This is a genomic window from Arenibacter sp. F26102, assembly GCF_023015865.1.
Taxonomy (GTDB): Bacteria; Bacteroidota; Bacteroidia; order Flavobacteriales; family Flavobacteriaceae; genus Arenibacter.
In genome coordinates this window covers 37,552-60,280 of sequence record NZ_JALKBC010000013.1, presented here as the reverse complement: position 1 = coordinate 60,280, position 22,729 = coordinate 37,552, and the positions used below count along the sequence as shown (strand labels likewise).

Annotated in this window: 25 protein-coding genes; 11 read left to right on the top strand and 14 right to left on the bottom strand. The window is 38.3% G+C overall.

Annotated elements, in window-relative coordinates; translation table 11 throughout:
- The first annotated feature begins 31 nt into the window (after positions 1-31).
- Both yaaA and MWU78_RS16890 read left to right on the top strand, forming a co-directional pair.
- Positions 32-793 (top strand): peroxide stress protein YaaA, encoded by a 762-nt coding sequence (gene yaaA, locus MWU78_RS16895; protein WP_246999870.1) that lies wholly within the window; start codon positions 32-34, stop codon positions 791-793.
- 56 nt (positions 794-849) lie between these two features.
- A complete protein-coding gene (locus MWU78_RS16890) occupies positions 850-1,212 on the top strand; it encodes a hypothetical protein (protein ID WP_246999868.1) in 363 nt (120 codons plus the stop codon).
- A gap of 27 nt (positions 1,213-1,239) precedes the next feature.
- On the opposite strand, the gene MWU78_RS16885 is transcribed toward MWU78_RS16890, so the two are convergent.
- Positions 1,240-1,368, bottom strand: a complete 129-nt coding sequence (locus MWU78_RS16885; RefSeq protein WP_246999866.1) for a 30S ribosomal protein THX — start codon at positions 1,366-1,368, stop codon at positions 1,240-1,242.
- 208 nt (positions 1,369-1,576) lie between these two features.
- Here MWU78_RS16885 and MWU78_RS16880 point away from each other — a divergent pair, with 208 nt between their 5' ends.
- Both MWU78_RS16880 and MWU78_RS16875 read left to right on the top strand, forming a co-directional pair.
- The gene (locus MWU78_RS16880) at positions 1,577-5,029 is read left to right on the top strand and encodes a pyruvate carboxylase (protein WP_246999864.1); all 3,453 of its coding nucleotides are present in this window, start codon (positions 1,577-1,579) and stop codon (positions 5,027-5,029) included.
- A gap of 137 nt (positions 5,030-5,166) precedes the next feature.
- Positions 5,167-5,874: a uracil-DNA glycosylase family protein gene (locus MWU78_RS16875; protein WP_246999854.1), complete on the top strand. Its 708-nt coding sequence runs from the start codon at positions 5,167-5,169 to the stop codon at positions 5,872-5,874.
- A gap of 44 nt (positions 5,875-5,918) precedes the next feature.
- Here MWU78_RS16875 and MWU78_RS16870 read toward each other — a convergent pair whose 3' ends face one another.
- The 13 genes from MWU78_RS16870 to MWU78_RS16810 form a co-directional block, all read right to left on the bottom strand.
- Positions 5,919-6,062 carry a hypothetical protein gene (locus tag MWU78_RS16870; protein WP_246999852.1) on the bottom strand — a complete coding sequence of 48 codons (144 nt, stop codon included), beginning with the start codon at positions 6,060-6,062 and terminating at the stop codon, positions 5,919-5,921.
- A 95-nt stretch (positions 6,063-6,157) separates the two neighbouring features.
- Positions 6,158-6,559 carry a hypothetical protein gene (locus MWU78_RS16865; protein ID WP_246999850.1) on the bottom strand — a complete coding sequence of 134 codons (402 nt, stop codon included), beginning with the start codon at positions 6,557-6,559 and terminating at the stop codon, positions 6,158-6,160.
- A 381-nt stretch (positions 6,560-6,940) separates the two neighbouring features.
- Positions 6,941-7,156: a hypothetical protein gene (locus MWU78_RS16860; RefSeq protein ID WP_246999848.1), complete on the bottom strand. Its 216-nt coding sequence runs from the start codon at positions 7,154-7,156 to the stop codon at positions 6,941-6,943.
- Positions 7,157-7,160: 4 nt separating this feature from the next.
- Positions 7,161-7,925 carry a tryptophan synthase subunit alpha gene (gene trpA / locus MWU78_RS16855; protein ID WP_246999846.1) on the bottom strand — a complete coding sequence of 255 codons (765 nt, stop codon included), beginning with the start codon at positions 7,923-7,925 and terminating at the stop codon, positions 7,161-7,163.
- Between the two features lie 52 nt (positions 7,926-7,977).
- Positions 7,978-9,159: a tryptophan synthase subunit beta gene (trpB, locus tag MWU78_RS16850; protein ID WP_246999844.1), complete on the bottom strand. Its 1,182-nt coding sequence runs from the start codon at positions 9,157-9,159 to the stop codon at positions 7,978-7,980.
- Positions 9,160-9,215: 56 nt separating this feature from the next.
- A complete protein-coding gene (locus MWU78_RS16845; protein ID WP_246999842.1) occupies positions 9,216-9,866 on the bottom strand; it encodes a phosphoribosylanthranilate isomerase in 651 nt (216 codons plus the stop codon).
- Positions 9,867-9,876: 10 nt separating this feature from the next.
- Entirely contained in the window at positions 9,877-10,659 is a 783-nt protein-coding gene (gene trpC, locus MWU78_RS16840) for an indole-3-glycerol phosphate synthase TrpC (RefSeq protein ID WP_246999840.1), read from the bottom strand.
- Positions 10,660-10,705: 46 nt separating this feature from the next.
- Positions 10,706-11,698 (bottom strand): anthranilate phosphoribosyltransferase, encoded by a 993-nt coding sequence (trpD, locus tag MWU78_RS16835; RefSeq protein ID WP_246999838.1) that lies wholly within the window; start codon positions 11,696-11,698, stop codon positions 10,706-10,708.
- 112 nt (positions 11,699-11,810) lie between these two features.
- Positions 11,811-12,428, bottom strand: coding sequence for an aminodeoxychorismate/anthranilate synthase component II (locus MWU78_RS16830; RefSeq protein WP_246999836.1), 618 nt, complete (start codon positions 12,426-12,428; stop codon positions 11,811-11,813).
- Between the two features lie 81 nt (positions 12,429-12,509).
- A complete protein-coding gene (locus MWU78_RS16825; RefSeq protein ID WP_246999834.1) occupies positions 12,510-13,907 on the bottom strand; it encodes an anthranilate synthase component I family protein in 1,398 nt (465 codons plus the stop codon).
- A gap of 280 nt (positions 13,908-14,187) precedes the next feature.
- On the bottom strand, positions 14,188-14,766 hold the full coding sequence (locus MWU78_RS16820) for a YceI family protein (protein WP_246999832.1): 579 nt from the start codon (positions 14,764-14,766) through the stop codon (positions 14,188-14,190).
- A gap of 38 nt (positions 14,767-14,804) precedes the next feature.
- Entirely contained in the window at positions 14,805-15,437 is a 633-nt protein-coding gene (locus MWU78_RS16815; RefSeq protein ID WP_246999831.1) for an NAD(P)H-dependent oxidoreductase, read from the bottom strand.
- A gap of 41 nt (positions 15,438-15,478) precedes the next feature.
- Complete coding sequence (locus MWU78_RS16810; RefSeq protein ID WP_246999830.1) at positions 15,479-15,925, bottom strand: MarR family transcriptional regulator; 447 nt, start codon at positions 15,923-15,925, stop codon at positions 15,479-15,481.
- Positions 15,926-16,137: 212 nt separating this feature from the next.
- Here MWU78_RS16810 and MWU78_RS16805 point away from each other — a divergent pair, with 212 nt between their 5' ends.
- The 7 genes from MWU78_RS16805 (at position 16,138) to MWU78_RS16775 (ending at position 22,721) form a co-directional block, all read left to right on the top strand.
- Positions 16,138-16,449 carry a rhodanese-like domain-containing protein gene (locus MWU78_RS16805; protein ID WP_246999829.1) on the top strand — a complete coding sequence of 104 codons (312 nt, stop codon included), beginning with the start codon at positions 16,138-16,140 and terminating at the stop codon, positions 16,447-16,449.
- Between the two features lie 110 nt (positions 16,450-16,559).
- The gene (locus tag MWU78_RS16800; RefSeq protein ID WP_246999828.1) at positions 16,560-17,843 is read left to right on the top strand and encodes a DUF2851 family protein; all 1,284 of its coding nucleotides are present in this window, start codon (positions 16,560-16,562) and stop codon (positions 17,841-17,843) included.
- A 9-nt stretch (positions 17,844-17,852) separates the two neighbouring features.
- Positions 17,853-18,080 (top strand): PspC domain-containing protein, encoded by a 228-nt coding sequence (locus tag MWU78_RS16795; RefSeq protein WP_246999827.1) that lies wholly within the window; start codon positions 17,853-17,855, stop codon positions 18,078-18,080.
- 2 nt (positions 18,081-18,082) lie between these two features.
- Positions 18,083-19,090 (top strand): potassium channel protein, encoded by a 1,008-nt coding sequence (locus MWU78_RS16790; protein WP_246999826.1) that lies wholly within the window; start codon positions 18,083-18,085, stop codon positions 19,088-19,090.
- Positions 19,091-19,188: 98 nt separating this feature from the next.
- Complete coding sequence (locus tag MWU78_RS16785) at positions 19,189-21,255, top strand: amino acid carrier protein (protein WP_246999824.1); 2,067 nt, start codon at positions 19,189-19,191, stop codon at positions 21,253-21,255.
- Positions 21,256-21,641: 386 nt separating this feature from the next.
- Positions 21,642-21,797, top strand: a complete 156-nt coding sequence (locus tag MWU78_RS16780; protein ID WP_246999822.1) for an ICE2 family protein — start codon at positions 21,642-21,644, stop codon at positions 21,795-21,797.
- Positions 21,798-21,800: 3 nt separating this feature from the next.
- Positions 21,801-22,721 carry a helix-hairpin-helix domain-containing protein gene (locus tag MWU78_RS16775; RefSeq protein WP_246999819.1) on the top strand — a complete coding sequence of 307 codons (921 nt, stop codon included), beginning with the start codon at positions 21,801-21,803 and terminating at the stop codon, positions 22,719-22,721.
- The last annotated feature ends 8 nt before the right edge of the window (positions 22,722-22,729 follow it).

Genomic DNA, 22,729 nt, shown 5'->3' with positions numbered 1-22,729 from the left:
TTTTTGGCCTAATGCTTAATAAGAACTTATAATGAAAATAGTTATATCACCTGCAAAATCTTTGGATTTTGAAAGTAAATTGCCTACTAAGGAATTTTCGCAACCCTATTTTTTAAAAGAGGCGGAACAGTTGAATAAGGTATTGGTAAAAAAAAATCCAAAGGCTTTATCAAAATTAATGGGTATTTCGGCCAATCTTGCAGAACTAAATTGGGAACGGAACCAGCAGTTTTCAGTCCCCTTTACTGAGGAAAATGCCAGACCGGCCATATATGCTTTTAGCGGTGATGTATATCAAGGTCTTGATGCTTACACTATTGCAGCGGAAAAGTTGGAAGGTCTTCAGCAAAAGCTACGAATATTATCAGGTTTGTACGGTGTTTTAAAACCCTTGGACCTTATGCAGCCCTATCGTTTGGAAATGGGAACGCAATTGAAAATAGGCCGTAAAAAGAATTTATACGAATATTGGAAAAAACAGATTACGGATAATCTAAATTCAGAATTGGAGGACAATGAGCTTTTCCTTAACCTTGCCAGCAATGAATATTTTAGTGCAGTAGACGAAAAGCAGCTTAAAGTACCTGTAATTACTCCAATATTCAAGGATTGGAAGAATGATAATTTAAAGATAATAAGCTTTTTCGCTAAAAAAGCAAGGGGAACCATGGTACGGTATATTCTGGATACCGAGGCCAAAACCTTAGAGGATGTTAGAGGGTTTAACATGGATGGATATATGTTTAGTAAGGAACATACTTTAAAGGAAAACCAACCTGTTTTTATACGATAGAATATTTTTGAAAAAAAAGCGTTATTTCAAATAAGTCCTACTTAATAGAGATTAAAATGAAACGATTTGCTTTTTTGGTTTTGGTTGCTGCTATTTTTATTGGTTGTTCCGATCGGGATGATAATCTGGATGGAGTCAATATCAGAATAACAAATGAAAGCAGTGTCACTTTTGATCTAGTGCAAGTAGGTAGTGAGGAAATGGTTCATGAAAATATTGTTCCAGACGAATATTCCGGATATTTGGAATATGAAACTGCTTATGAATATGCTTATATAAATATAAAGGTTGGTGAGGAGAATTACGTTTTACAGCCTATAGATTTTGTAGGTGAAACACCATTGGAAAATGGGTTCTACACCTATGTGCTTACTATATCCGAAGAGGGGAACGTTATTTTGGATTTTAGAGTCGATTAGCTAGAATTTAGAATTATAGGCCAGCCCTTATTTTTTCTTTCCAGGATTTATCTTTTCTTCTATTGTGGGTCTTTTTTTTATTTTTCTTTTGCGCCTAACGCCCCAAGTACCGTTAACAATTTTGCCTCTTTTGGATTTCTTGTCACCTTTTCCCATTTGTATTTATTTTTTATCTTTTTTAAAGTTAGAACATAAATAGGTCATTGTCAAGTTTCGAATAAACTACTTTTTTACCCTTAATTTTGATTTGTAACAAATTTCTTGAAAGATAAACTTTTTACGTATTGGCGACCTAGCCCTAATATGCTAAGTTTGTAGAATTGTAAAATTATGTTAAATTGAGTAATTCTAAAAACGTAATAGGTTGAAAATAAAAAAGGTATTAGTAGCAAATAGAGGAGAGATTGCCATTCGCATATTTAGGGCATGTGTAGAAATAGGAATTAAGACGGTAGGAGTATATACTTACGAGGACCGCTATTCCCTGCACCGTTATAAGGCAGATGAAAGTTATCAGATAGGGGAGGACAATGAACCCTTAAAGCCCTATTTGGATATGGACGCTCTTATCAAGGTTGCTAAGGACAATAATGTGGATGCCATACATCCAGGATATGGTTTCTTGTCCGAAAATGCCAGATTTGCCCAAAAATGCGACGACAACGGTATTATTTTCGTAGGCCCAAAGGTATCGGTTTTAAAGGCTTTAGGGGATAAGATAACTGCAAAGGACGTTGCAGTAGCCAACAATATTCCAATTATAAGAAGTAGTGATAAGGATTTGACTACTATTGATATTGCGCTTTCGGAAGCAAAGGAAATCGGTTATCCATTAATGCTTAAAGCTGCCTCCGGTGGTGGCGGGCGTGGTATGAGGGTTATCCGTACGGAGGATGAACTTAAAAAAGGGTTTCCTGAGGCAAAGAGGGAATCCCTGAACGCATTTGGTGATGATACAGTTTTCCTCGAAAAATTTGTGGAAAACCCCAAACATATAGAAATTCAGATCGTTGCCGATACCCATGGCAACATAGTACACTTATATGAACGTGATTGTTCCGTACAACGCCGTTATCAGAAGGTTATAGAGTTTGCTCCTTCCATTGGACTGCCGCAGGAAACAAAGGATAATCTATACAAATATGCCATTGATATTTGCAAGGCCGTAGACTATAACAATATTGGAACGGTCGAATTTTTGGTGGATGATGATGGAAGTATATATTTCATTGAAGTAAACCCAAGGATACAGGTAGAGCATACAGTGACCGAAATGATCACTAACATCGACTTGGTAAAAGCACAACTGTTTATAGCAGGGGGATATAAACTATCCGATAAACAAATAAAAATCCAAGATCAGGCCTCTGTAGTGGTTACCGGATATGCATTACAATGTAGAATAACCACAGAGGACCCTGGGAATGATTTTAAGCCGGATTATGGAGTTGTTACAACATATAGAAGTGCTTCTGGATTAGGCATTAGGCTAGATGCCGGTAGTATTTATCAAGGGGTGGCCATATCGCCATTTTTCGATTCCATGCTGGTCAAGGTGTCCGCTATCAGTAGAACTTTGGACGGATCGTGCAGAAAAATGCGAAGGGCATTGGCAGAATTCCGTATCCGTGGTGTTAAGACCAATATGGCCTTCTTGGACAACATCCTTAAGCATCCTACTTTTAGGGAAGGCAAGGTTACCGTAAATTTTATTAAGAACGAACCAGAACTCTTCAAGTTTGTGGAGCCAAGGAACCGTGCCAATAAATTGGTAGAGTTTCTAGGAGAAGTTATTGTTAACGGGAATCCCGATGTGAAGAAATTGGATAAGGATCATATTTTTTCCAAACCAAAAGTTCCTTCTTTTGCTAAGTTCGAAGGTTATCCAAAGGGTACAAAGGATCTTTTAACGGAATTGGGTCCGGAACAATTTTCACAATGGCTTAAGAATGAAAAAAAGGTCCATTTTACAGATACTACCATGCGTGATGCCCATCAAAGTTTGTTGGCTACGCGTATGCGAACAGTGGATATGTTGAAAGTGGCCGAGGGTTATGCCAAGAACCACCCGGAAATTTTTAGTATGGAGGTCTGGGGAGGTGCCACCTTTGATGTCTGCCTTAGATTTTTACAGGAGAATCCCTGGGAGCGTCTGGAGCTATTGCGCAAAGCAATGCCCAATGTATTATTGCAGATGTTGATAAGGGGCTCCAATGGTGTTGGTTATACTGCTTACCCGGATAATTTAATAGAGCGGTTTGTAGAGGAATCCTATAAGTCCGGAGTGGATGTGTTTCGAATATTTGACTCGCTCAACTGGATGAAATCCCTTGCTCCGTGTATTGAATATGTACGTACCAAAACTGGGGGTCTGGCCGAAGGCTCCATTTGTTATACAGGGGACATTTTGGATCCTTCCAAAACAAAGTACGACTTAAAATATTATGTGCAATTGGCCAAGGACATAGAAAATGCGGGAGCACATATTTTGGGAGTTAAGGATATGGCTGGACTTTTAAAACCTTATGCGGCATACGAATTGATTTCAGCTTTAAAATCAGAGATCAATATTCCGATACATCTTCATACCCACGATACCTCTTCTACACAAGCGGCCATGTATCTGAAGGCAATTGAAGCTGGAGTGGATGTAGTTGATGTTGCTTTGGGCGGATTGTCCGGGCTTACTTCCCAGCCCAATTTCAATTCGGTGGTGGAGATGTTGCGTTTTAACGAGCGCCAGAATATTATGAATACCGATAAACTGGCTGAGTATTCCAATTATTGGGAAACCGTACGTAATTACTATTATACTTTTGAGTCCGGATTAAAATCGGGTACTGGAGAGGTGTACAGCCATGAAATACCCGGAGGACAGTATTCCAACCTAAAAGGGCAGGCGATAGCATTGGGGTTAGAGGACAAATTTCCAGAGGTTACCAAAATGTACGGTGAAGTAAATAAACTGTTCGGAGATATTGTAAAAGTAACTCCTAGTTCCAAAGTGGTGGGGGATATGGCTCAATATATGATCAGTAACGGACTTACGGCAGAGGATGTTTTGGAAAGGGGTGATAGCATTTCCTTTCCCCAATCAGTAATAGGCTTTTTTAAAGGAGAATTGGGCCAACCCGTTGGTGGTTTCCCCGCTAAGCTGCAGAAAATTGTACTGAAGGATGAAAAACCGTTTACAGATAGACCCAATGCACATTTGGAATCTATAGATTTTGATAAGGAATTTAATGCCTTCAAAAGAAAATTTAGTTCAGGAATGGGACGGGAATTGCTTATTACCGATTTCTTATCCTATAAATTATATCCAAAAGTTTTTACCGATGCCTATAATCATCATGTGAAGTATGGTAATGTAGTTAATATTCCTACTAAGAATTTCTTTTATGGGATGGAAATCGGGGAAGAGATCATTGTAGAGTTGGACAGGGGTAAAAATATTCTTGTTTCGCTTATGCTCAAGGGGGAACCTGATGAAGCAGGAAATGTTAGTATATACTTTAAGGTAAACGGACAATTGCGAAATGTAATTATAAAGGATAAATCCGTTAAGGTAGATAAGGTTGAAAACCTTAAGGCGGATACGTCCAACGCCAAGGAGATTGGCGCCCCATTGCAGGGATTGTTGTCCAATGTATTGGTGAAAAAGAACCAAGAGGTGAAAAAGAACCAGCCCTTATTTGTTATTGAAGCCATGAAAATGGAAACAACAGTTACCGCCACGGAAGAGGGTGTTGTGGATAGGGTTCTGTTACAAGGTGGAACTTTGGTGAATTCAGAGGATTTGGTAGTAGTATTGAAATAATAGCAAAGCTATTCTTGCTTTATAGTATTGTTGCAGGGGTGATCCGAATTTTTCGGGTATTCCCTGCAACTTTTTGTTTTAGGCCATTACCTTTGTAAGTTCAAAAAAACGGTGTAATTCCTTAAGTCCACAAAACAATGTTTCTTCATACACATCCATATGAACCCTTTTTATTCAAGGATGTCACCAAGTTGATAGTAGGAACCTTGCCACCGCCCAGATTTACTACTGGTGATTTAAAGGAGGGGGATGTTAATTTTTGTTACGGTAGCCGGGATGGCCAATTGTGGCCCATTTTAGATCGAATTTTTGGACTCAATTTAGATTTTGAAACTACGGAAAAGGCCATTCAACAACGAATAGGTTTTTTAAAGGAACGCAAAATAGGAATATGCGATATAGTGCAAAGTGCGCAACGTTCCAAGATCGATGCTTCGGATTTGGGGATGGAAAACATTGTATTGAGGGATATGTTGGGATATTTAGAACAGTGTCCTAAAGTGGATACCCTATTGTTTACGGGAGGAAATAGTAAAAATGGTCCCGAGTATTTTTTTAGAAAATATCTGAAGGAACAGGGAATTGGCTTGGAATCGGTTTCCAATGAGGTACCCCGTATACATCAGTTCGTTCTACCATTTTCCAATTTGGATATTTCGTCAAGAATCCCAGTAAAGATAAAGGTCAACAAGAAGAGAATAATTAAAACAGTCTCCTTAACGGCACCTTCAGGGGCAGCTAACAGGGCAGTTGGAAGCTTGAAGTTATATAAAAGGATGAAAGACGAAAACCCTGAATTCAATACGATCGATTTCAGGGTTTTGCAGTATAAAAAATTTTTCTAGTAGAATTCCATCAAACTATAGTTTGTGGGGTTGCTCAGCATATTTTAATGCTTGTTCTGCTGATCTTTTATAGTTTCCTTTTCAATGTCAAAGGTATTATTATCTACATTGGTATTCCCAGTGGGATTGGTAGGATTGGATTGTTGTACTTTTCTTTTAAACTTTCTCTTATCATTCATAATTCCCATTCTTATTAAGTTTTAAGGTTCACCTCCAACTTAATAAAACTATCCGTAAAATGACGTTAAAGCCCTATTAAACCTTTGTTAGGGAATGTTAAGGCTCAAAGTTTAATTTTTAGGGACATCGTCGGATACCCTTGGGTTGCAACCAAGTTATCACTGGATAAATAAATTGGTTTATAATCAAATGTAATGGACATGGCTGTCTTTTTGTTTTTACCGGCACTGATAAAATAGGGAATACTGGCCCCATTGGCTACGATTCCTGCCAACATTATATAACCGCCTATGTCCGCGCCACTGTTGGACCCACCATAATAATTGTTGTCAAATAATGTTCCCCCACCAACGATCATGGCCGTTCCACCCGCAAGTAATATCCAAGCAGTGGTCTTTTGTTTTTTGCTTTTTTGTAAAAAATAATCTTTGGAGAATTCTTTAGTCTGTCCCACTAAAACGGAGCTGACAAGTAGTAATGCAAGAAGTAAGCGAATTGATTTCATGACATTTTTATTAATGACAATTTAGAAATTCATCTTATTCAGGGGGCAACTACTTTTTTAAGGTATTCAAGGAGCGGATAATTAATGGTTTGCTATATTAAAGGTAGATGTTAAATTTGGATAAACAATCTGCTTTATGGTTAATTAAAATAGGCGGTCCATAAATAATTGTAGACCATTGGATTCCTGCCTGCGCAGGAATGACATCGCGTGAATAAAGGCAACTAGTAACCGATCATGTAATTATTGAAGTAAAGCTGATATTATGGAAGTTTGCCTTTTTCAATCTGTATAATTATTGTTGAAGGGAACTAAATGTTTTTTTTAATGTATTCCTGCGCAGGCAGGAATCCCAAAACACGGTATAAAGGAGGGAGTAACTTATTTTTTAAGGACTTTTATGACCAATAGCCTAATTAGCAAAACAAACGGAAATCCATGTAGAAGAACATCAAACCAGTCCATGGGTTTCATTCCGGTAGCGCTGCCCAATATCCATTTTACCTTACCTAGGATATGGGGTTCCGGAAAATAAGGTGCCAGACCAAGGGCAAGGCACAACAGCAAAACTATTTTCCAATTATTTATAATTTCCATATGTCTATTTTCGAATTCCCTTCACGAAATCCCCAATTTTGTCAACACCATTTTGCGTCAAAAATTTAATAAAGGCCGAGCCAATAATGGCCCCCTTGGCCTGTTTGGTTGCCTGTTGGAAGGTTTCTGAATTACTTATTCCAAAACCAACTACCTGTGGGTTTTTCAATTTCATATCCGCAATGCGCTGAAAGTAGGTTTCCTGATTATTACCGAAACCATCTTGGGAACCTGTTACACTTGCAGAACTTACCATATAGATAAAACCGTCCGAAGCAGCATCGATCTGATCGATACGATCATCACTGGTTTGTGGAGTAATCAAGAAAACATTTACAAGGCCATATTTATTAAATATTGCTTCATAGTTTTCCTGATACACGTCCAATGGCAGATCGGGCAAAATAAGTCCGTCTATTCCTATTTCCTGACATTTTCTGCAAAAATCTTCTACACCATATTGTAGAACAGGATTGAAATATCCCATAAGGATTAAGGGTATGGAAACTGATTCTCTAATATCTTTTAACTGCTGGAATAATAGCGAGGTGGTCATCCCATTCTTCAAGGCTTGGGTAGAACTGGCCTGTATGGTGGGCCCATCGGCTAATGGATCGCTAAAGGGCAATCCAATTTCGATCATATCAACTCCGTTTTTTTCAAGATCTTGAATAATCTTGACTGTATCGTTCAAAGATGGGTAACCGGCAGTAAAGTATATGGATAATATTTTATTATCTGCCTGTAGTTTTTGGTGTATTCTATTCATTCTAACTTTATTTTTTTTTGCATTTCCACCTTGGTAGGAATGTATAAGAGGCTTACAGTTTAAAATATTTAATGTAGGTGTCCAAGTCCTTATCACCTCGGCCAGAAAGGTTAATAACTACTACATCTTCAGGTTTAAACTTTCTGGTTTCCAAAATGGCAAAGGCATGTGAGGACTCTATGGCGGGTATAATTCCCTCCAATTTGGACAATACCATCCCGGCCTGCATGGCCTCATCGTCTGTTACCGCAATAAATTCGGCTCTTCCTGTTTTAAATAAATGCGCGTGCATTGGTCCAACCCCTGGATAATCCAGTCCTGCGGAAATGGAATAGGGTTCCGTAATCTGCCCATCTATGGTTTGCATTAACAGGGTTTTGCATCCATGAATAATTCCCATTTTCCCAAGTACTGAAGTTGCCGCACTTTCACCGCTATCCACACCTTTTCCTGCAGCTTCAACAGCAATAATACCTACCTCCTTTTCATGTAGGAAATGGTAGAAGGTGCCTGCCGCATTACTACCGCCACCTATGCATGCCACAACGAAATCTGGGTTTTCCTTGCCTTCCTTCTCTTTCAACTGCCACTTTATCTCCTCAGAAATAATGGATTGAAACCTTGTTACCATATCGGGGTAGGGGTGGGGGCCAATAGCAGATCCAATAATATAATGGGTGTCCACTGGATTGTTGATCCAATCCCTGATTGCTTCATTGGTGGCGTCCTTAAGGGTTCTGCTTCCGGATAGTGCTGGCCTTACTTCTGCTCCAAGCATTTTCATACGGGCAACATTGGGAGCCTGTCTGGCAATATCTATTTCTCCCATATACACAATACATTCCATTCCCATAAGGGCACATACCGTTGCTGTTGCCACACCATGTTGACCAGCACCTGTTTCCGCTATAATCCTTGTTTTGCCAAGGCGTTTGGCCATTAATATTTGCCCGATGGTATTATTAACTTTATGGGCACCGGTATGATTTAGGTCTTCGCGCTTTAAATAAACTTTGGTGTTGTACTTTTCGGACAAACGTTTAGCAAAATACAGAGGTGAAGGCCGGCCTACATAATCCTTCAGTAACTGGTCAAATTCCTTTTTAAAGGAAGGCTCAGCCATTATTATTAGATACTGCTGCCTAAGGTTTTCAACATTAGGGTAGAGCATTTCAGGAATAAATGCTCCTCCGAATTCCCCATAATAACCTTTTTCGTCTACGTTGTAATTCATGATTTTATAATCTAGTATTCAGTACAGGGTATCAAATATCGAGTATTGTATTCCAACTACCCAATTCCCAATACTTCTTTAAATTCCTTTAATTTGTCTATATCCTTTAAGCCCGGTTCCAATTCAAACTTACTATTGACATCAATGGCATGGCAATATTTTGATTCCGGTCTTTTTTTAAATTCCTTTATTTTTTCAATCTCGTCCAAGCCTATTCCACCACTTAGGAAATATGGTTTGGTGGAGTGATAGTTTTTCAGGACCTCCCAACTAAAGGTGTAGCCATTGCCACCGGGCAATTTTCCTTTGGTGTCAAAAAGATAATAATCGCATACCTCTTCGTAGGGAGTCAAAACGCCAAAGTCAAAATCGTCCTTTATAGAAAACACTTTTATGATTTTAAGGTTTGCCGCCCCCAAAGCTTTTGTACGGTCATTGATAAACCTCTTAAGGCTGCTGCAGAATTCTGGACTTTCCTTTCCATGCAATTGAACCGCATCCAAGCCAAAGGTTTCAATTTTTTCTAAAACTTCCTCAATAGTAGCATCTACAAAAACACCTACTTTTTTAATGGACGGTGGTAATTGCGGAATGTTTCCTTCATTAAACCGTTTGGAGGGTTTCCAAAATATGAAACCAAGATAATCCGGATATAGGGTGGCTACCTCCAAAGTATTCAAATTCATACCACACACTTTCAGTTTCATGGCTATTTTGTTATTTAATCGATTTAATAAAATGTAAGGCGCTTTCTCCAGGATTATCGGTTTTCATAAAATTCTCACCTATTAAAAATCCTTGGTATCCATAGGGTTTTAATTCTTGAATGGCTTCAATGGTGCTTATACCACTTTCCGAAACCTTCACAAAATCGTCAGGAATTAAAGGGGATAATTTTTTACTGGTATCAAGGCTTACTTCAAACGATTTTAGATTTCGATTATTTACACCCAGCATGTCCAAACTGGGCATAATGGATTTTTGTAATTCTTCTTCGTTGTGAACTTCCAACAATACATCCAAATGTAACTGTTTGGCAAATTCGGAAAAGGCTTTTATCTCGGCCCTTGTCAATATGGCCGCAATTAATAAAATTACATCTGCACCATAGGCCTTGGCTTCCAAAAGTTGATATTCGTCTATGATGAATTCTTTGCGAAGTAAAGGCATTTGAACAGATGCCCTTGCCAATAGTAGATCGTCCAAAGAACCTCCAAAATACTTTCCGTCGGTTAAAACGGACATACCGCAGGCACCTGCATTTTCATAGCCGACCGCAACATCCGAAACACTATTGTTTTGGTTGATGACCGATTTGGACGGGGACCTGCGTTTGTGCTCAGCGATTATTCCACTATTGCTATTTCTAAGGGCATCTGCCAATGAAACGGTAGTTCTGTTGAACAATGCAGAAGCTTCCAATTGGGAAACCGGGATAATCGATTTCTTTAAATCTACTTCCTTTCTCTTATCCAAAACTATTTTGTCCAGTATATTCATGGGTACTATAACGCCAGTCTGTGCTGGGCGGTTTATTTATTATTTGTTATTGGCTTAACGCCTGTAATTTTTTTAAGGCTGCCAACCCTCTTCCGCTGACCAAGGATTCCTTGGCTTGCTCAAAGCCTTCCCTAGGACTTATTCCCTTAACTGTGGCTATGGCAATACCAGCATTGGCACAGACTACATTATTTTGTGGAGTGGTGCCTTTTCCTTGTAAAACATTGAGAAAAACTTGAGCGGATTCTTCAATACTATCCCCACCTACTATTTCCGACGCCAAAATGGTTTCCACGCCAAAATCGGAAGGCTTTAACATTCCTTCGGCTTTGTTGGTAATGGTTTTTGTATTTCCTGTCAATGAAATTTCATCATAACCGTCCAAGGCATGCAAAACCGTAAAATTCTTATCGGTCTTTTGATAAAGGTAACCGTACATTCTAGCCAGCTCTAGGTTAAAAACTCCAACCATTTGGTTCTTGGGAAAGGCGGGATTCACCATGGGCCCCAACATATTAAAGAAAGTTTTAACACCTAGTTCCCTACGGATTGGAGCTACATTCTTCATGGCGGGATGAAATAGTGGAGCATGCAGTACACAAATGCCGGCCTCATCTATACATTTTTCTAGAAATCCTGCATCATTACTGAATTTTATTCCCAAAAACTCCATTACATTACTGCTGCCACATTTGGAGGATACACCATAGTTGCCGTGTTTGGTTACTTTAACATCGGCCCCGGCCGTTACAAAACTGGCCAAGGTAGAAATGTTGAAGGTATCCTTGCCGTCACCACCTGTACCACATAGGTCTATTGGGTTGTAATGTGATAAGTCCACCGCCAAACAAAGTTCCAATAGTGCGTCCCTAAAGCCTTCCAATTCCTCTATGGTGACACTACGCATCATATAAACGGTTAAAAAAGCGGCAATCTGACTTGTGTTGTAATCTCCTTTGGCAATATTGACCAAAACCTGTTTGGCATCCTCTTTTGGAAGCACATCGTGATTGATCAGTTTGTTTAGAATATCTTTCATTATTTCTAAGGTGTTGAGACATAAGTACGGAGCACTTGTAATTCTCGGTTTTTATATTTTGTTGTTGATAAGGCTTTAAAGAAAATTAATAGTTCGTACCCATTAATTGCTTTTAGTTTTTTACCCAATTCTCCAATATTTTTTTTCCATTGGGAGTCAATACGGACTCTGGGTGAAATTGTACGGCACTTACGTCATATATTTTGTGGCGCAGGGACATGACCTGTCCATTTTCATCAAAAGAAGTAGCTTCCAATACTTCTGGTAGGTCTGGATTAACTACCCAGGAATGGTAGCGTCCCACTTCAATTTCCTTAGGCAATCCATCAAACAAAATATCATCCTTTACAATATCTATTTTGGTGGCTATACCGTGGTAGACCTGGTCTATGTTAACCAATGAACCCCCAAAGACCTCCGCAATGGCCTGTTGTCCCAAGCATACCCCAAATATACTTTTTGTAGGTGCGTACATGGCTATAATTTCTTTGAGTAGACCTGCCTCGTCAGGGATACCAGGACCTGGTGAAAGAACGATTTTGTCAAAACCATCTATTTCCTCCAGACTTATTTGATCATTTCTTTTAACAGTTACTATACAATCCAAATCTTCCAAATAATGTACCAGGTTGTAGGTAAAGCTATCGTAATTGTCTATTACCAATATGGACTTTCCTTGGCCTTTGTCCAAGGAGTTGGTATTTGTTTTATTATCTGTATTCTCTTTCATACTATTGACGTTCTCTATTGAACATTTTATATTGTTCTTGCAAATGCCTCTTTTAGGAAAAGACAAATTAATGGGCGTTTTTTATATACTTTCCGCTATTTCAAGTGCCTTGGTCAGGGCTCCTAATTTGTTGTATGTTTCCTGAAGTTCATTTTCAGGAATTGAAGCGGCCACCAAACCGGCTCCGGCCTGGTAATGTAATTGATGATTTTTGCTTAAAAAGGTCCGGATCATAATGGCGTGGTTAAAATTGCCATTGAAATCCATAAATCCTATGGCCCCGCCGTAATAGCCCCTACTGGTTTTTTCATATTTTTCAATAAGTTGCATGGCCATATGCTTAGGTGCACCACTTAAGGTACCGGCAGGAAAGGTGTCGGCAACCACTTTCATAGTTGGGATATCCTTTTTCTTTTGTCCGGTTACCTTGGATACTAAATGGATTACATGGGAAAAGAATTGAACCTCCCTATAGTTTTCCACCTTTACCATAGTTCCATTGCGACTTAGATCGTTTCTGGCAAGGTCAACCAACATAACGTGTTCGCTATTCTCTTTATCATCTATTTTTAGTTTCTTGGCCAACTCGGCATCCTGTTCATCATTACCCGTTCTTTTAAAAGTTCCTGCAATGGGGTGAATTTCAGCCTTGCCCTCTTTTACGATCAATTGGGCTTCCGGAGAACTTCCAAAAATTTTAAAATCACCATAATCAAAATAAAATAAATAGGGTGAAGGGTTTATAGAACGTAGGGCACGATATACATTGAACTCATCTCCCTTAAATTCTTGGGAAAATCTTCTGGACAATACCAGTTGAAAAACATCCCCTCTGTTGCAATGTTTTTTGGCAAGTTCCACTTGTTCCATATATTCCTCATCCTTTAAATTGGATTCTGGTTTGCCCTCTTTGGAAAAATTGTAGGAAGCGAAATTCTTGGCGTTGAGTATCTGTTCTATTTCCCCAATGTTATTTTCGGATTCATAACAATGGGCAAAAATATAGGCTTCGTTTTTAAAATGGTTTATAGCCACTATATTTTGATAAATGGCATAATAGATATCCGGAATGGAGAAACTATTACTTTTTTTGGAGATATTTATATCCTCAAAATACCGAACCGCATCATAGGCCATATATCCGAACAAGCCATTGTTGATAAACTTAAAGTTGTTGTTCTGGGAATCAAATTTTTTACTGAAATCATGTAAAATTCCAGGGATGTCCGTGTGTTCCGTAATGTTGGTTTCTTCCGTAGTGCCGTCAGGAAATTGTTTAATGACAGTCTCATTTTCCACCTTTATGGAAGCGATAGGGTTACAGCATATATAGGAAAAGCTATTGTCATTGGCGTGGTAGTCACTACTTTCCAATAGGATACTATTTGGAAAACGATCCCTAATTTTTAGATAAACGCTAACAGGGGTAATGGTGTCTGCAAGTATTTTTTTATGATGCGAAACTAATTGGTATTTCATGATAATTCTGTTTGTTGCTACTAGGTGCCATTAGGGCTTATGATTTCTATGATAAACGAAAAAAAGGCTTGTCGTGATGACAAGCCTTTTATATAGTTATACTACAATGATGCTTTGCTCACGATGTTGTTCGTAAGTTGCTCCACCACCAAGTATTTGATACCATGTTCTTCATTGAAGGCCAAATATAAGAAGGAATTTTAAATTTACAAACCTGTGTTACGTAAAAAATAAAAAACCCCACAATTGTGAGGTTTTAAACATGGCTATGTGATTGCATTTAGAATACCAAATCTACTACTAGATCAAATTCATCATAAATGGTTTTGTCCCCTAAATTATCAAAGAAACTTCCAGATCCGTATTTAACGTCGTACAATGAACGATCAACTTTCATAGTGGCCGTTGCCTTGTTTCCATAAACAGAGATATCAAAGGTTACAGGGTTTGTTTTTCCCTTTACGGTAAGATTTCCCTTAACTTCATATGAATTTTTTCCAGTTGCTTTTACGGTAGTGAAAACCAATTTGGAAGTAGGATGTGCTTCGACACCAAAAAAATCGTCAGATTTTAAATGACCTTCCAACTTCCCTTTGTATTCCCCTTGTAAATCATTTGAAACCAATGTTGGCATATCCACTACAAATTCTCCTCCGGATAATTTATCACCTTCAAAAATTAAGGATCCTTCTTTTAATGCAATCGTACCATGATGGGAACCAGTAACTTTATATCCTTTCCAAGTAACGGTGCTTTCATCAGTTTTTACTTCCTTAATTTCCTTGTCCACGGGAGTAGAAGCAATGGCGGTTAAACCTGTAAATGTGGCTAATACTAAACTTAATGCAATTTTTCTCATAATTCTGAATTTTAAATAATGTTTGTTAGAGTTTCTATTTATATATGTGTAATTAAATTTGCTTTGGATTTGCGGACTTTTTTATAATGCTGGGTACTGTCCTCTTCGGAACGGTAGCCTACTGCAACAAGGACAGCTGCGTTAAGTCCTTTTTGGGTTAACCCTAGAATTTCATTGAATTGGGCGCTGTCAAAACCCTCCATAGGACATGTATCTATTTTTAGGTCGGCCGCTGCGGATAATAAATTCCCAAGTACTATATACGTCTGTCTCGCCGTCCAAATAGCTTTGGACGATTCGGATAACGGCATTAATTTTGACTTCATAAAATCTGCATACCCTTGCAGGTCGTTTGCAGGAACACCTCTGGTTTCGCTTACATTGTCCAAATAATCATCTACCAATTCTTCACCAAAAGTGGACTGGTTGGCCAAAACAATTAAATGCGAGGCTTCTGTTATTTGGGACTGTCCCCAGGCGGCAGGTTGTAACTTGCTTCTGATGTCCGTATTATCTATAACTAGAATTTCATAAGGTTGCAAACCATATGATGAGGCACTTAAGGACGTAGCTTCCAATAAATTTTCCAAATCCTTTTCGGACACTTTTTTAGAAGCGTCAAATTTTTTGGTGGCATAGCGCCAATTTAAATTTTCAATATATGTATTCATGTTTTGAATTTAATAATTATTTGTATTCGTTTTTATGTTCACTAAAATTTATCCAATAGCACATTTAAAGCGGTTAAATCTTCCACGGTAAAGTTGTTTAATAACTTTTCCTCTGCTTCTTTCAGGGCGGTATCCATTTCGGATAATGCGCTTTCTCCTTGGACTGTAATATTTATTTCAACCTTCCTGCGATTGCTTGGACATACCACACGATCCACATATCCTTTTAAGATCAACTTGTCTACCAACCTAGTGGTATTGCTCATTTTGGTTACCATCCTTTCGTTCAGCGTCGATAGATTCGCGGGTTTGCCCTTTTGTCCCCTTAAAATTCTTAACACATTAAATTGCTGAAGGGACACACCGTGTGGCTTAAGCGCTGTGGTCATGATTTCATTAATCTTGGCTTCCACCAGACTTAAATGTATAAGGGTCCTACTTGCTATAGGAATTTGTTTCTCGGTCTTAATAATTTTTTCTACATTCATGTCGCTACAACAATTGTATATACAAATGTATGTATTTAATTGAATGCTACAATAACCTTGGTTATAAAAATTTGTTAAATATTTAAACGGAACGTACAAGGAGAAAAAATAGGTAGGTTTATTTAACCTATAAGGTTCCTTACATATTTATACCTCAATTATTGGATGATTTTTTGTAATACATTATTTTTGAGGACTAAATAATAAAACAAATGGCAGATTTATCACAAGAGGAATGGAGTGAACAATTGGAAAGCGACGACAATGCTTTTTTGCTGGATGTAAGGACTCCGGAAGAAGTAGAGGAAGGCTACATACCTAAGGCTACCAATATAGATATATACCTAGGTCAAGAATTTGTTGCCGAATTGGAGAAATTGGACAAAACAAAAAACTATTATGTCTATTGTAGGTCTGGCCAACGCAGTGGGCAGGCATGCGCCATTATGAATAAATTGGGTTTTGAGAACGCCTTTAATTTGGAAGGTGGTTTTATGAACTGGGAAGGTGATGTGGTAGAGTAGTCTACTTGTAGGCCATACCCTTTGTTTAAGGTTTCCTGGGGACCGTAGTAGTGCACATCTTATTCCGGTATTAAGCTTGTGATCTAGTAGTTTTTTCTTTACATTTAATTATGCGGGAAGATCTTTTGCATTTTATTTGGAAGTATAAAAAACTTCAATTGGAGAATTTACGGGGCTCCAACAACGAAACCATTCATATATTGGATGTGGGTTCGCATAACTTTTTATCGGGACCAGACTTTTTTAACGCCAAGATTAAAATTGATGAACAATTATGGGCGGGTACAGTGGAAATGCATATTAAATCGTCAGATTGGTATGCCCATAATCACGAAATGGACCCTAATTACCACAATGTAATACTGCATGTGGTTTGGGATGATGATTGCGATGTTTTCAGAAGCGATAATACGGCAATTCCTACCTTGGTACTTAAAGATTATATTTCATCGAGTATATTATTGGAATATCAAAAATTGTTCCATCACAATGAGAGGTCATTGATCAATTGTAGGAATGAGATCGGGAATATTGATGATTTCATTTTGCAGAATTGGCTGGAGGTGCTCTATTTTGAGCGTTTGGAAAAGAAAACGGATTTAGTAACCGAATTACTATTGGAATACAATAACGATTGGGAGCGCGTATTTTTTATTCTACTGTTCAAAAATTTTGGTTTAAAAATAAACGGTGAGACTTTTTTTGAAATTGCCAAGCGAATCCAATACCCTGTGGTGCGCAAAATACAGGGCAATACCTTGCAGTTGGAAAGTGTGCTATACGGTTTGGCTGGACTTTTGGAAGACGATATTGTTGGGGATGATTATTATGAAAATTTAAAAGGGGAATTCCACTTTCTTAAGGCAAAGTATAGCCTATTGGACCGTCCAATGCAAAAACCAGAGTTTTTTAAATTGAGACCTTCCAACTTCCCTACAATAAGGCTTTCTCAATTGGCCAATTTATATGCACTTCACCAAAACATATTTAGTAAAGTTATAGGGGTCAAAAGTGCTGGGGAAATTTATAAGGTTTTTAATGTTACTGCCAGTAAATATTGGGATAACCATTATACATTTGGAAAAATTTCCAAGAAATATGGCACGAAGCTTTCCAAAAAATTTGTTGATTTACTAATTATCAATACTATTCTTCCAATTAAATTAAGTTACGCAAAGGATATGGGGAGAGATGTAAACGAGGAGATAATTAATATTATTTCCAGTATATCATCAGAAAGCAATAACGTTATTTCCAAATTTGAGAAACTGAAACTGCAATTTCCTTCAGCTAAAGAGAGTCAGGCTGTTTTGCAGTTATACAATGAATACTGTACCAAAAATAAATGTTTACATTGTGCAGTGGGCCATCAATTATTAAATAGAAAACCCTAATTTTAACGCATGAACATTTTCTACAAAGTACTTTATTATTTTCAGAAAAGAGGATTTGAGGTATGTAGGCGAATAGCTGAACGTATGGGTATAAGGACCAGGGTGGTCCGTACCACCTTTATATACCTAACTTTCGTTACATTGGGTTTTGGATTTGCCCTGTACTTGTTTATGGCCTTTTGGTTGAGGATAAAGGACCTGTTGTACACCAAAAGAACCTCTGTATTTGATCTTTGAATATGATTAAACTTTTTCGCTCCCGAATGTATTTGGCGCTGGCTTTGTTGGTACTGGTACTTTTGTTTGGGGTATTTGGATACAGGTTCCTCTCGGATTATACATGGGTAGATGCCTTTTATATGACCATAATAACGGTAACTACCGTTGGTTTTTCGGAGGTACGTCCGTTGGATGTAGAGGCAAAGATCTTTACCGTAATTTTAATAATCACTAGTGTATTTATATTTGCATTTGCAATTTCAGTAATAACCGAATATATCCTAAGTCGAAATGCGCTTCAACTTTTAAAGAAAAAAAGGGTGAAAAATAAAATCAGTAGTTTAAGCAACCACATTATTATTTGCGGTTATGGCCGCAATGGAAATCAGGCGGCAGAAAGATTGAAGGCATACAACAGGTCTTTTGTGGTAATTGAAAAAGATAAGGAAGTCATTGAGAAATTTGAAGATGAGATTCTTTTTATAGAAGGCGATGCCAATGAGGATGAAACTTTGATAGAAGCAGGGATAGATAGGGCCCAATATTTAATTACCGCCATGCCGGATGATGCAGCAAACCTATTTGTGGTGCTTTCGGCAAGACAATTGAATAAAAATCTATTTATTATCAGCAGGGCATCCCAATTAACATCGCAAAAGAAATTGAGACTGGCCGGTGCGGACAAGGTAATAATGCCAGACAAAATTGGCGGAGATCATATGGCATCCCTTGTGGTTATGCCGGACCTAATTACTTTCATGGACAAACTTTCAACGGAAGGGGAGCATACCACCAATTTGGAAGAGGTAACCATAGAATCCTTTATGGCAAAGGTGGATAATCATTCCCTCCGTGATCTGGATTTGAGAAAAAAGACGGGTTGTACAATTATTGGCTATATAGAGCCAAATGGGAATTACATTATCAATCCCGAGGCCGATTTAAAATTGCAGCCACAGGGTAAGGTAATTGTATTGGGCAGGCCGGAACAGATTAAAAAATTAAATGACATGTTCCATATAGAATAAGTATATTGCCAATTATATTTGATTTCAAGAATTATTTTTAGGATATTGCTCGGATATTTTAGGCTTAACCAACAAAAATTAAACTTTTTCAGCTACTTATGAGGAATTATATATCTTCCATTTTTTTACTATTTTCATTTGTCTTATTTTCTCAAGAACTAGTAGTAAAGGAATCTATTTTCAATCCTTCAAGCAATATCAATGATGGTGTTATAAAATTAGAGGTAGACGGAGGGATTCCTCCATACCAGTATAAATGGAGTAATCAAAATACCCCTTTAACGGCCAATCAAGCTACCAATTTAGTAGAAGGGTTGCCCTATACGGTTACCATTACCGATTCAAAGGGACTGCAGGTAACCAAGGAGTACAAGGTTCCTACGCAAGCAATTACTGAATTTTTTAATGGAGTTATGACACCAGCGGTAAGTGCTTTGGGGTCCGTTCTTTTTTGGGATCCCTTCGCAGCGATTGGAATCTACGATCCCGTGGCATACTCGGATGTGAAACGTATTTCGATTCCAGGATGGTCGCCAGAGTTACAGGATAAATTTATTTTAAAACAGTGGTTGAAGTCTGAGGGGCAGGACGTAAAAAAGGGAGATGAAATTGCCGTTATTTCTAAAAAGGATGGAACTACTGAAACGATAATTTCGCCGGTAAATGGTAAAATAAAGCATTTGGCCAAAGAAGGCGGAGTAATATATAATTCGGAAAATCAGGAACATGTAATAGAGCAAGGAGCACATATTTTGGCAGAGATAAAATATGATGAACCCGTTGTTATTACCCATCCCAACGGGGATCCACAACAAAAGGCAATTCCATTTATAGTAGTTTGGCTAGTTATAGGAGCGGCATTCTTTACCTTGAGAATGGGCTTTATAAATATTAGGGGCTTCAGGCATTCCCTGGACCTTGCCAGAGGTAAATATGATGACCCGGATGCTCCAGGTCAAGTAACCCATTTTCAGGCATTGGCAACTGCCGTATCCGGAACGGTCGGACTGGGGAATATAGCCGGGGTAGGCGTAGCAGTTTCCCTTGGAGGTGCAGGTGCAACATTTTGGATGATCGTATGCGGCTTGCTGGGTATGTCTTCCAAATTCGTGGAATGTACTTTGGGGGTAAAATATAGAAATATACTTCCCGATGGCCGAGTATTTGGTGGTCCAATGAACTATTTACGTTACGGTTTGGAGAAGAGAAACTTAAAGGGATTCGGTAAAGTACTTGCTGGATTATTTGCAGTTCTGGCTGTAGGGGCTTCTTTTGGTGGAGGAAATATGTTCCAAGCCAATCAATCTTTTGAACAGCTGTCCGGACAGTTCCCGGCATTGCAGGGCAATGGGTTCTGGTTTGGTATAATTACAGCAATACTTGTTGGGGTTGTAATCATTGGGGGTATAAATAGTATTGCCAAAGTTACAGGTAGAGTAGTTCCCATAATGGCCTCCATTTATATTCTGGCTGCCTTAACGGTAATCATAATCAATATAGAAAATATTGGACCTGCTTTCGCTGCTATAGTCGACGGTGCTTTTAGTCCAAGCGCTCTTAGAGGTGGTGTTGTAGGGGTTCTGATCGTTGGTTTTCAACGGGCTGCATTCTCCAACGAAGCCGGAGTGGGTTCTGCCGCAATTGCTCACAGTACAGCAAAGACAAATCATCCACCATCGGAAGGTTTTGTTGCGCTTTTGGAGCCCTTTATAGATACGGTAGTGGTTTGTACCTTGACTGCATTGGTTTTAATCTTTACCGGTATGCACGAAGTAGAAGGAATGGCAGGGGCCCAGTTGACTTCTGATGCCTTTGGTAGTGTTCTGTCCTGGTTCCCGTATGTTTTGGCCTTGGCAGTGTTTCTATTTGCATTTTCAACTATGATTTCTTGGTCCTACTATGGGATGCGAGCTTGGACCTACCTTTTTGGAAAAAGTAAAAAAGTGGAATTTGTTTATAAGATGTTATTTTTAGTGTTCGTGGTGGTAGGTGCATCGGTGAGTTTGGGAGCGGTATTGGATTTTTCCGATATGATGATCTTGGCTATGTCATTCCCTAACATTATTGGGCTTTATTTAATGTCCGGTGAAGTGAAAAGAGATCTTGATGATTATTTAGTAAAACTTAAGGCGAATTTGCTTTATAAAAAAAAGGAAGAGGCATAAACAGACTTTAAAATAATAAACTTCAATCCCACTTCGAGTTCTATGAACAGGACCGAAGTGGGATTTTATTTTTATTACAATTGATTCAACACTGCATTTTTTTTGGGGTAATCCTTTTCGCTTTGATATTTGATTGAAGGCAGGCTGCTATGGAAACATACCTGGGGGAAGATTATAAGCGGCCTGTAGTGTAAAAGTATGTTGCACCCCTCTTTTTATAAAGCGTGCATTACAAATCAAATTCTCGGTTGAAATTTCAAGTTGTCTATAGGGCTATCTTAAAAAAAAATCATTTAATGAATAGGCTAGGGTAGGTGATTTGAATTTATTTCATTTTTAGTATATTTAACTTGTTAACAACGTAGAGGGAAAGAATGGATAATTTTATGAATTCAGCAGCTTTGATAACGATGCTATTGGCGCAGGGAATTGTTATTTCCGTTGCAGCCTATTTTTTTTATAGAGTATTGACCATGCCACCAAAACCTGATCCGGACTCCAATTCGGATAATGATGAGGTGTTGATTAGGCAAAAATATTGAGCCGTGAACAGAAATTTATTCAAATCCCACTTTAGGTTCAATAAACAAGAGCGAAGTGGGGTTTTCTTTTTACTGCTTTTCATTGTTGTTTTTCAAGTACTCTATTTTGTGGGCAAGTCTTATCCCGCATCTGAAAATGACAATTCCTTTCTCATAGATGAGGAATACCAAGCTAAATTAGATGAACTTAAAGATATTATCCAAAAGAAGGATACCTTTTTGTTATACCCTTTTAATCCCAACTATATATCGGATTACAAGGGCTATACCCTAGGGATGTCTACCGATGAAATTGATCGTTTACATGCCTTTAGAGCTAAGAATCAATATGTTAATTCCGGTAAGGAATTTCAGAAGGTAACTTTGGTTTCAGATTCCCTACTGCAAGTTTTAGCCCCTTATTTTAAATTTCCGGAATGGACGAATAAGGGTAATAGCCATTCTATAGTTAACAATAAGTTGGATCTTTCGAGTAACTTGAAAGCTATTCCAATTCAGAATATAGGCAACTCTGCCATTGATGATAAGATTAAAGACCTTAACAAAGTCACGGCGGAGGAATTAAGGTCCATTAAAGGAATTGGAGATGTTTTGTCCCGGCGCATTGTAAAATTTAGAGATATGTTAGGGGGATTTGTGGTCGAAAAACAATTGAGTCACGTCTACGGCCTGGAATCCGAGGTGGTTGCAAGACTTCTAGGCCAATTTAAAATATTGGAAAGCCCGTCCATATCCAAAATCAATATCAACCAAGCGTCCCTGTATGATCTTACGAAATTGGTTTATATAAAATATGCCGTTGCGGCAAGGATTATAGCTTATAGGGAGAAGAATGGTGGTATAAATTCATTTGATGAATTAATAGAAATCGAGGATTTTCCCACGGAAAAATTAGATATAATTGAGTTATATTTGCAATTATAAAAAAATTG

Coding starts and splice junctions, on each gene's coding strand:
- MWU78_RS16790 (WP_246999826.1), top strand. CDS start 18,083: ATGATTAAACTTTTTCGCTCCCGAATGTATTTGGCGCTGGCTTTGTTG.
- MWU78_RS16845 (WP_246999842.1), bottom strand. CDS start 9,866: ATGAAACTGAAAGTGTGTGGTATGAATTTGAATACTTTGGAGGTAGCC.
- MWU78_RS16865 (WP_246999850.1), bottom strand. CDS start 6,559: ATGAAATCAATTCGCTTACTTCTTGCATTACTACTTGTCAGCTCCGTT.
- MWU78_RS16870 (WP_246999852.1), bottom strand. CDS start 6,062: ATGGGAATTATGAATGATAAGAGAAAGTTTAAAAGAAAAGTACAACAA.
- MWU78_RS16885 (WP_246999866.1), bottom strand. CDS start 1,368: ATGGGAAAAGGTGACAAGAAATCCAAAAGAGGCAAAATTGTTAACGGT.
- MWU78_RS16815 (WP_246999831.1), bottom strand. CDS start 15,437: ATGAATACATATATTGAAAATTTAAATTGGCGCTATGCCACCAAAAAA.
- trpD (WP_246999838.1), bottom strand. CDS start 11,698: ATGAAAGATATTCTAAACAAACTGATCAATCACGATGTGCTTCCAAAA.
- MWU78_RS16795 (WP_246999827.1), top strand. CDS start 17,853: ATGAACATTTTCTACAAAGTACTTTATTATTTTCAGAAAAGAGGATTT.
- MWU78_RS16800 (WP_246999828.1), top strand. CDS start 16,560: ATGCGGGAAGATCTTTTGCATTTTATTTGGAAGTATAAAAAACTTCAA.
- MWU78_RS16785 (WP_246999824.1), top strand. CDS start 19,189: ATGAGGAATTATATATCTTCCATTTTTTTACTATTTTCATTTGTCTTA.
- MWU78_RS16810 (WP_246999830.1), bottom strand. CDS start 15,925: ATGAATGTAGAAAAAATTATTAAGACCGAGAAACAAATTCCTATAGCA.
- MWU78_RS16805 (WP_246999829.1), top strand. CDS start 16,138: ATGGCAGATTTATCACAAGAGGAATGGAGTGAACAATTGGAAAGCGAC.
- MWU78_RS16830 (WP_246999836.1), bottom strand. CDS start 12,428: ATGAAAGAGAATACAGATAATAAAACAAATACCAACTCCTTGGACAAA.
- trpA (WP_246999846.1), bottom strand. CDS start 7,925: ATGAATAGAATACACCAAAAACTACAGGCAGATAATAAAATATTATCC.
- trpC (WP_246999840.1), bottom strand. CDS start 10,659: ATGAATATACTGGACAAAATAGTTTTGGATAAGAGAAAGGAAGTAGAT.
- MWU78_RS16875 (WP_246999854.1), top strand. CDS start 5,167: ATGTTTCTTCATACACATCCATATGAACCCTTTTTATTCAAGGATGTC.
- MWU78_RS16780 (WP_246999822.1), top strand. CDS start 21,642: ATGAATTCAGCAGCTTTGATAACGATGCTATTGGCGCAGGGAATTGTT.
- trpB (WP_246999844.1), bottom strand. CDS start 9,159: ATGAATTACAACGTAGACGAAAAAGGTTATTATGGGGAATTCGGAGGA.
- yaaA (WP_246999870.1), top strand. CDS start 32: ATGAAAATAGTTATATCACCTGCAAAATCTTTGGATTTTGAAAGTAAA.
- MWU78_RS16890 (WP_246999868.1), top strand. CDS start 850: ATGAAACGATTTGCTTTTTTGGTTTTGGTTGCTGCTATTTTTATTGGT.
- MWU78_RS16860 (WP_246999848.1), bottom strand. CDS start 7,156: ATGGAAATTATAAATAATTGGAAAATAGTTTTGCTGTTGTGCCTTGCC.
- MWU78_RS16825 (WP_246999834.1), bottom strand. CDS start 13,907: ATGAAATACCAATTAGTTTCGCATCATAAAAAAATACTTGCAGACACC.
- MWU78_RS16820 (WP_246999832.1), bottom strand. CDS start 14,766: ATGAGAAAAATTGCATTAAGTTTAGTATTAGCCACATTTACAGGTTTA.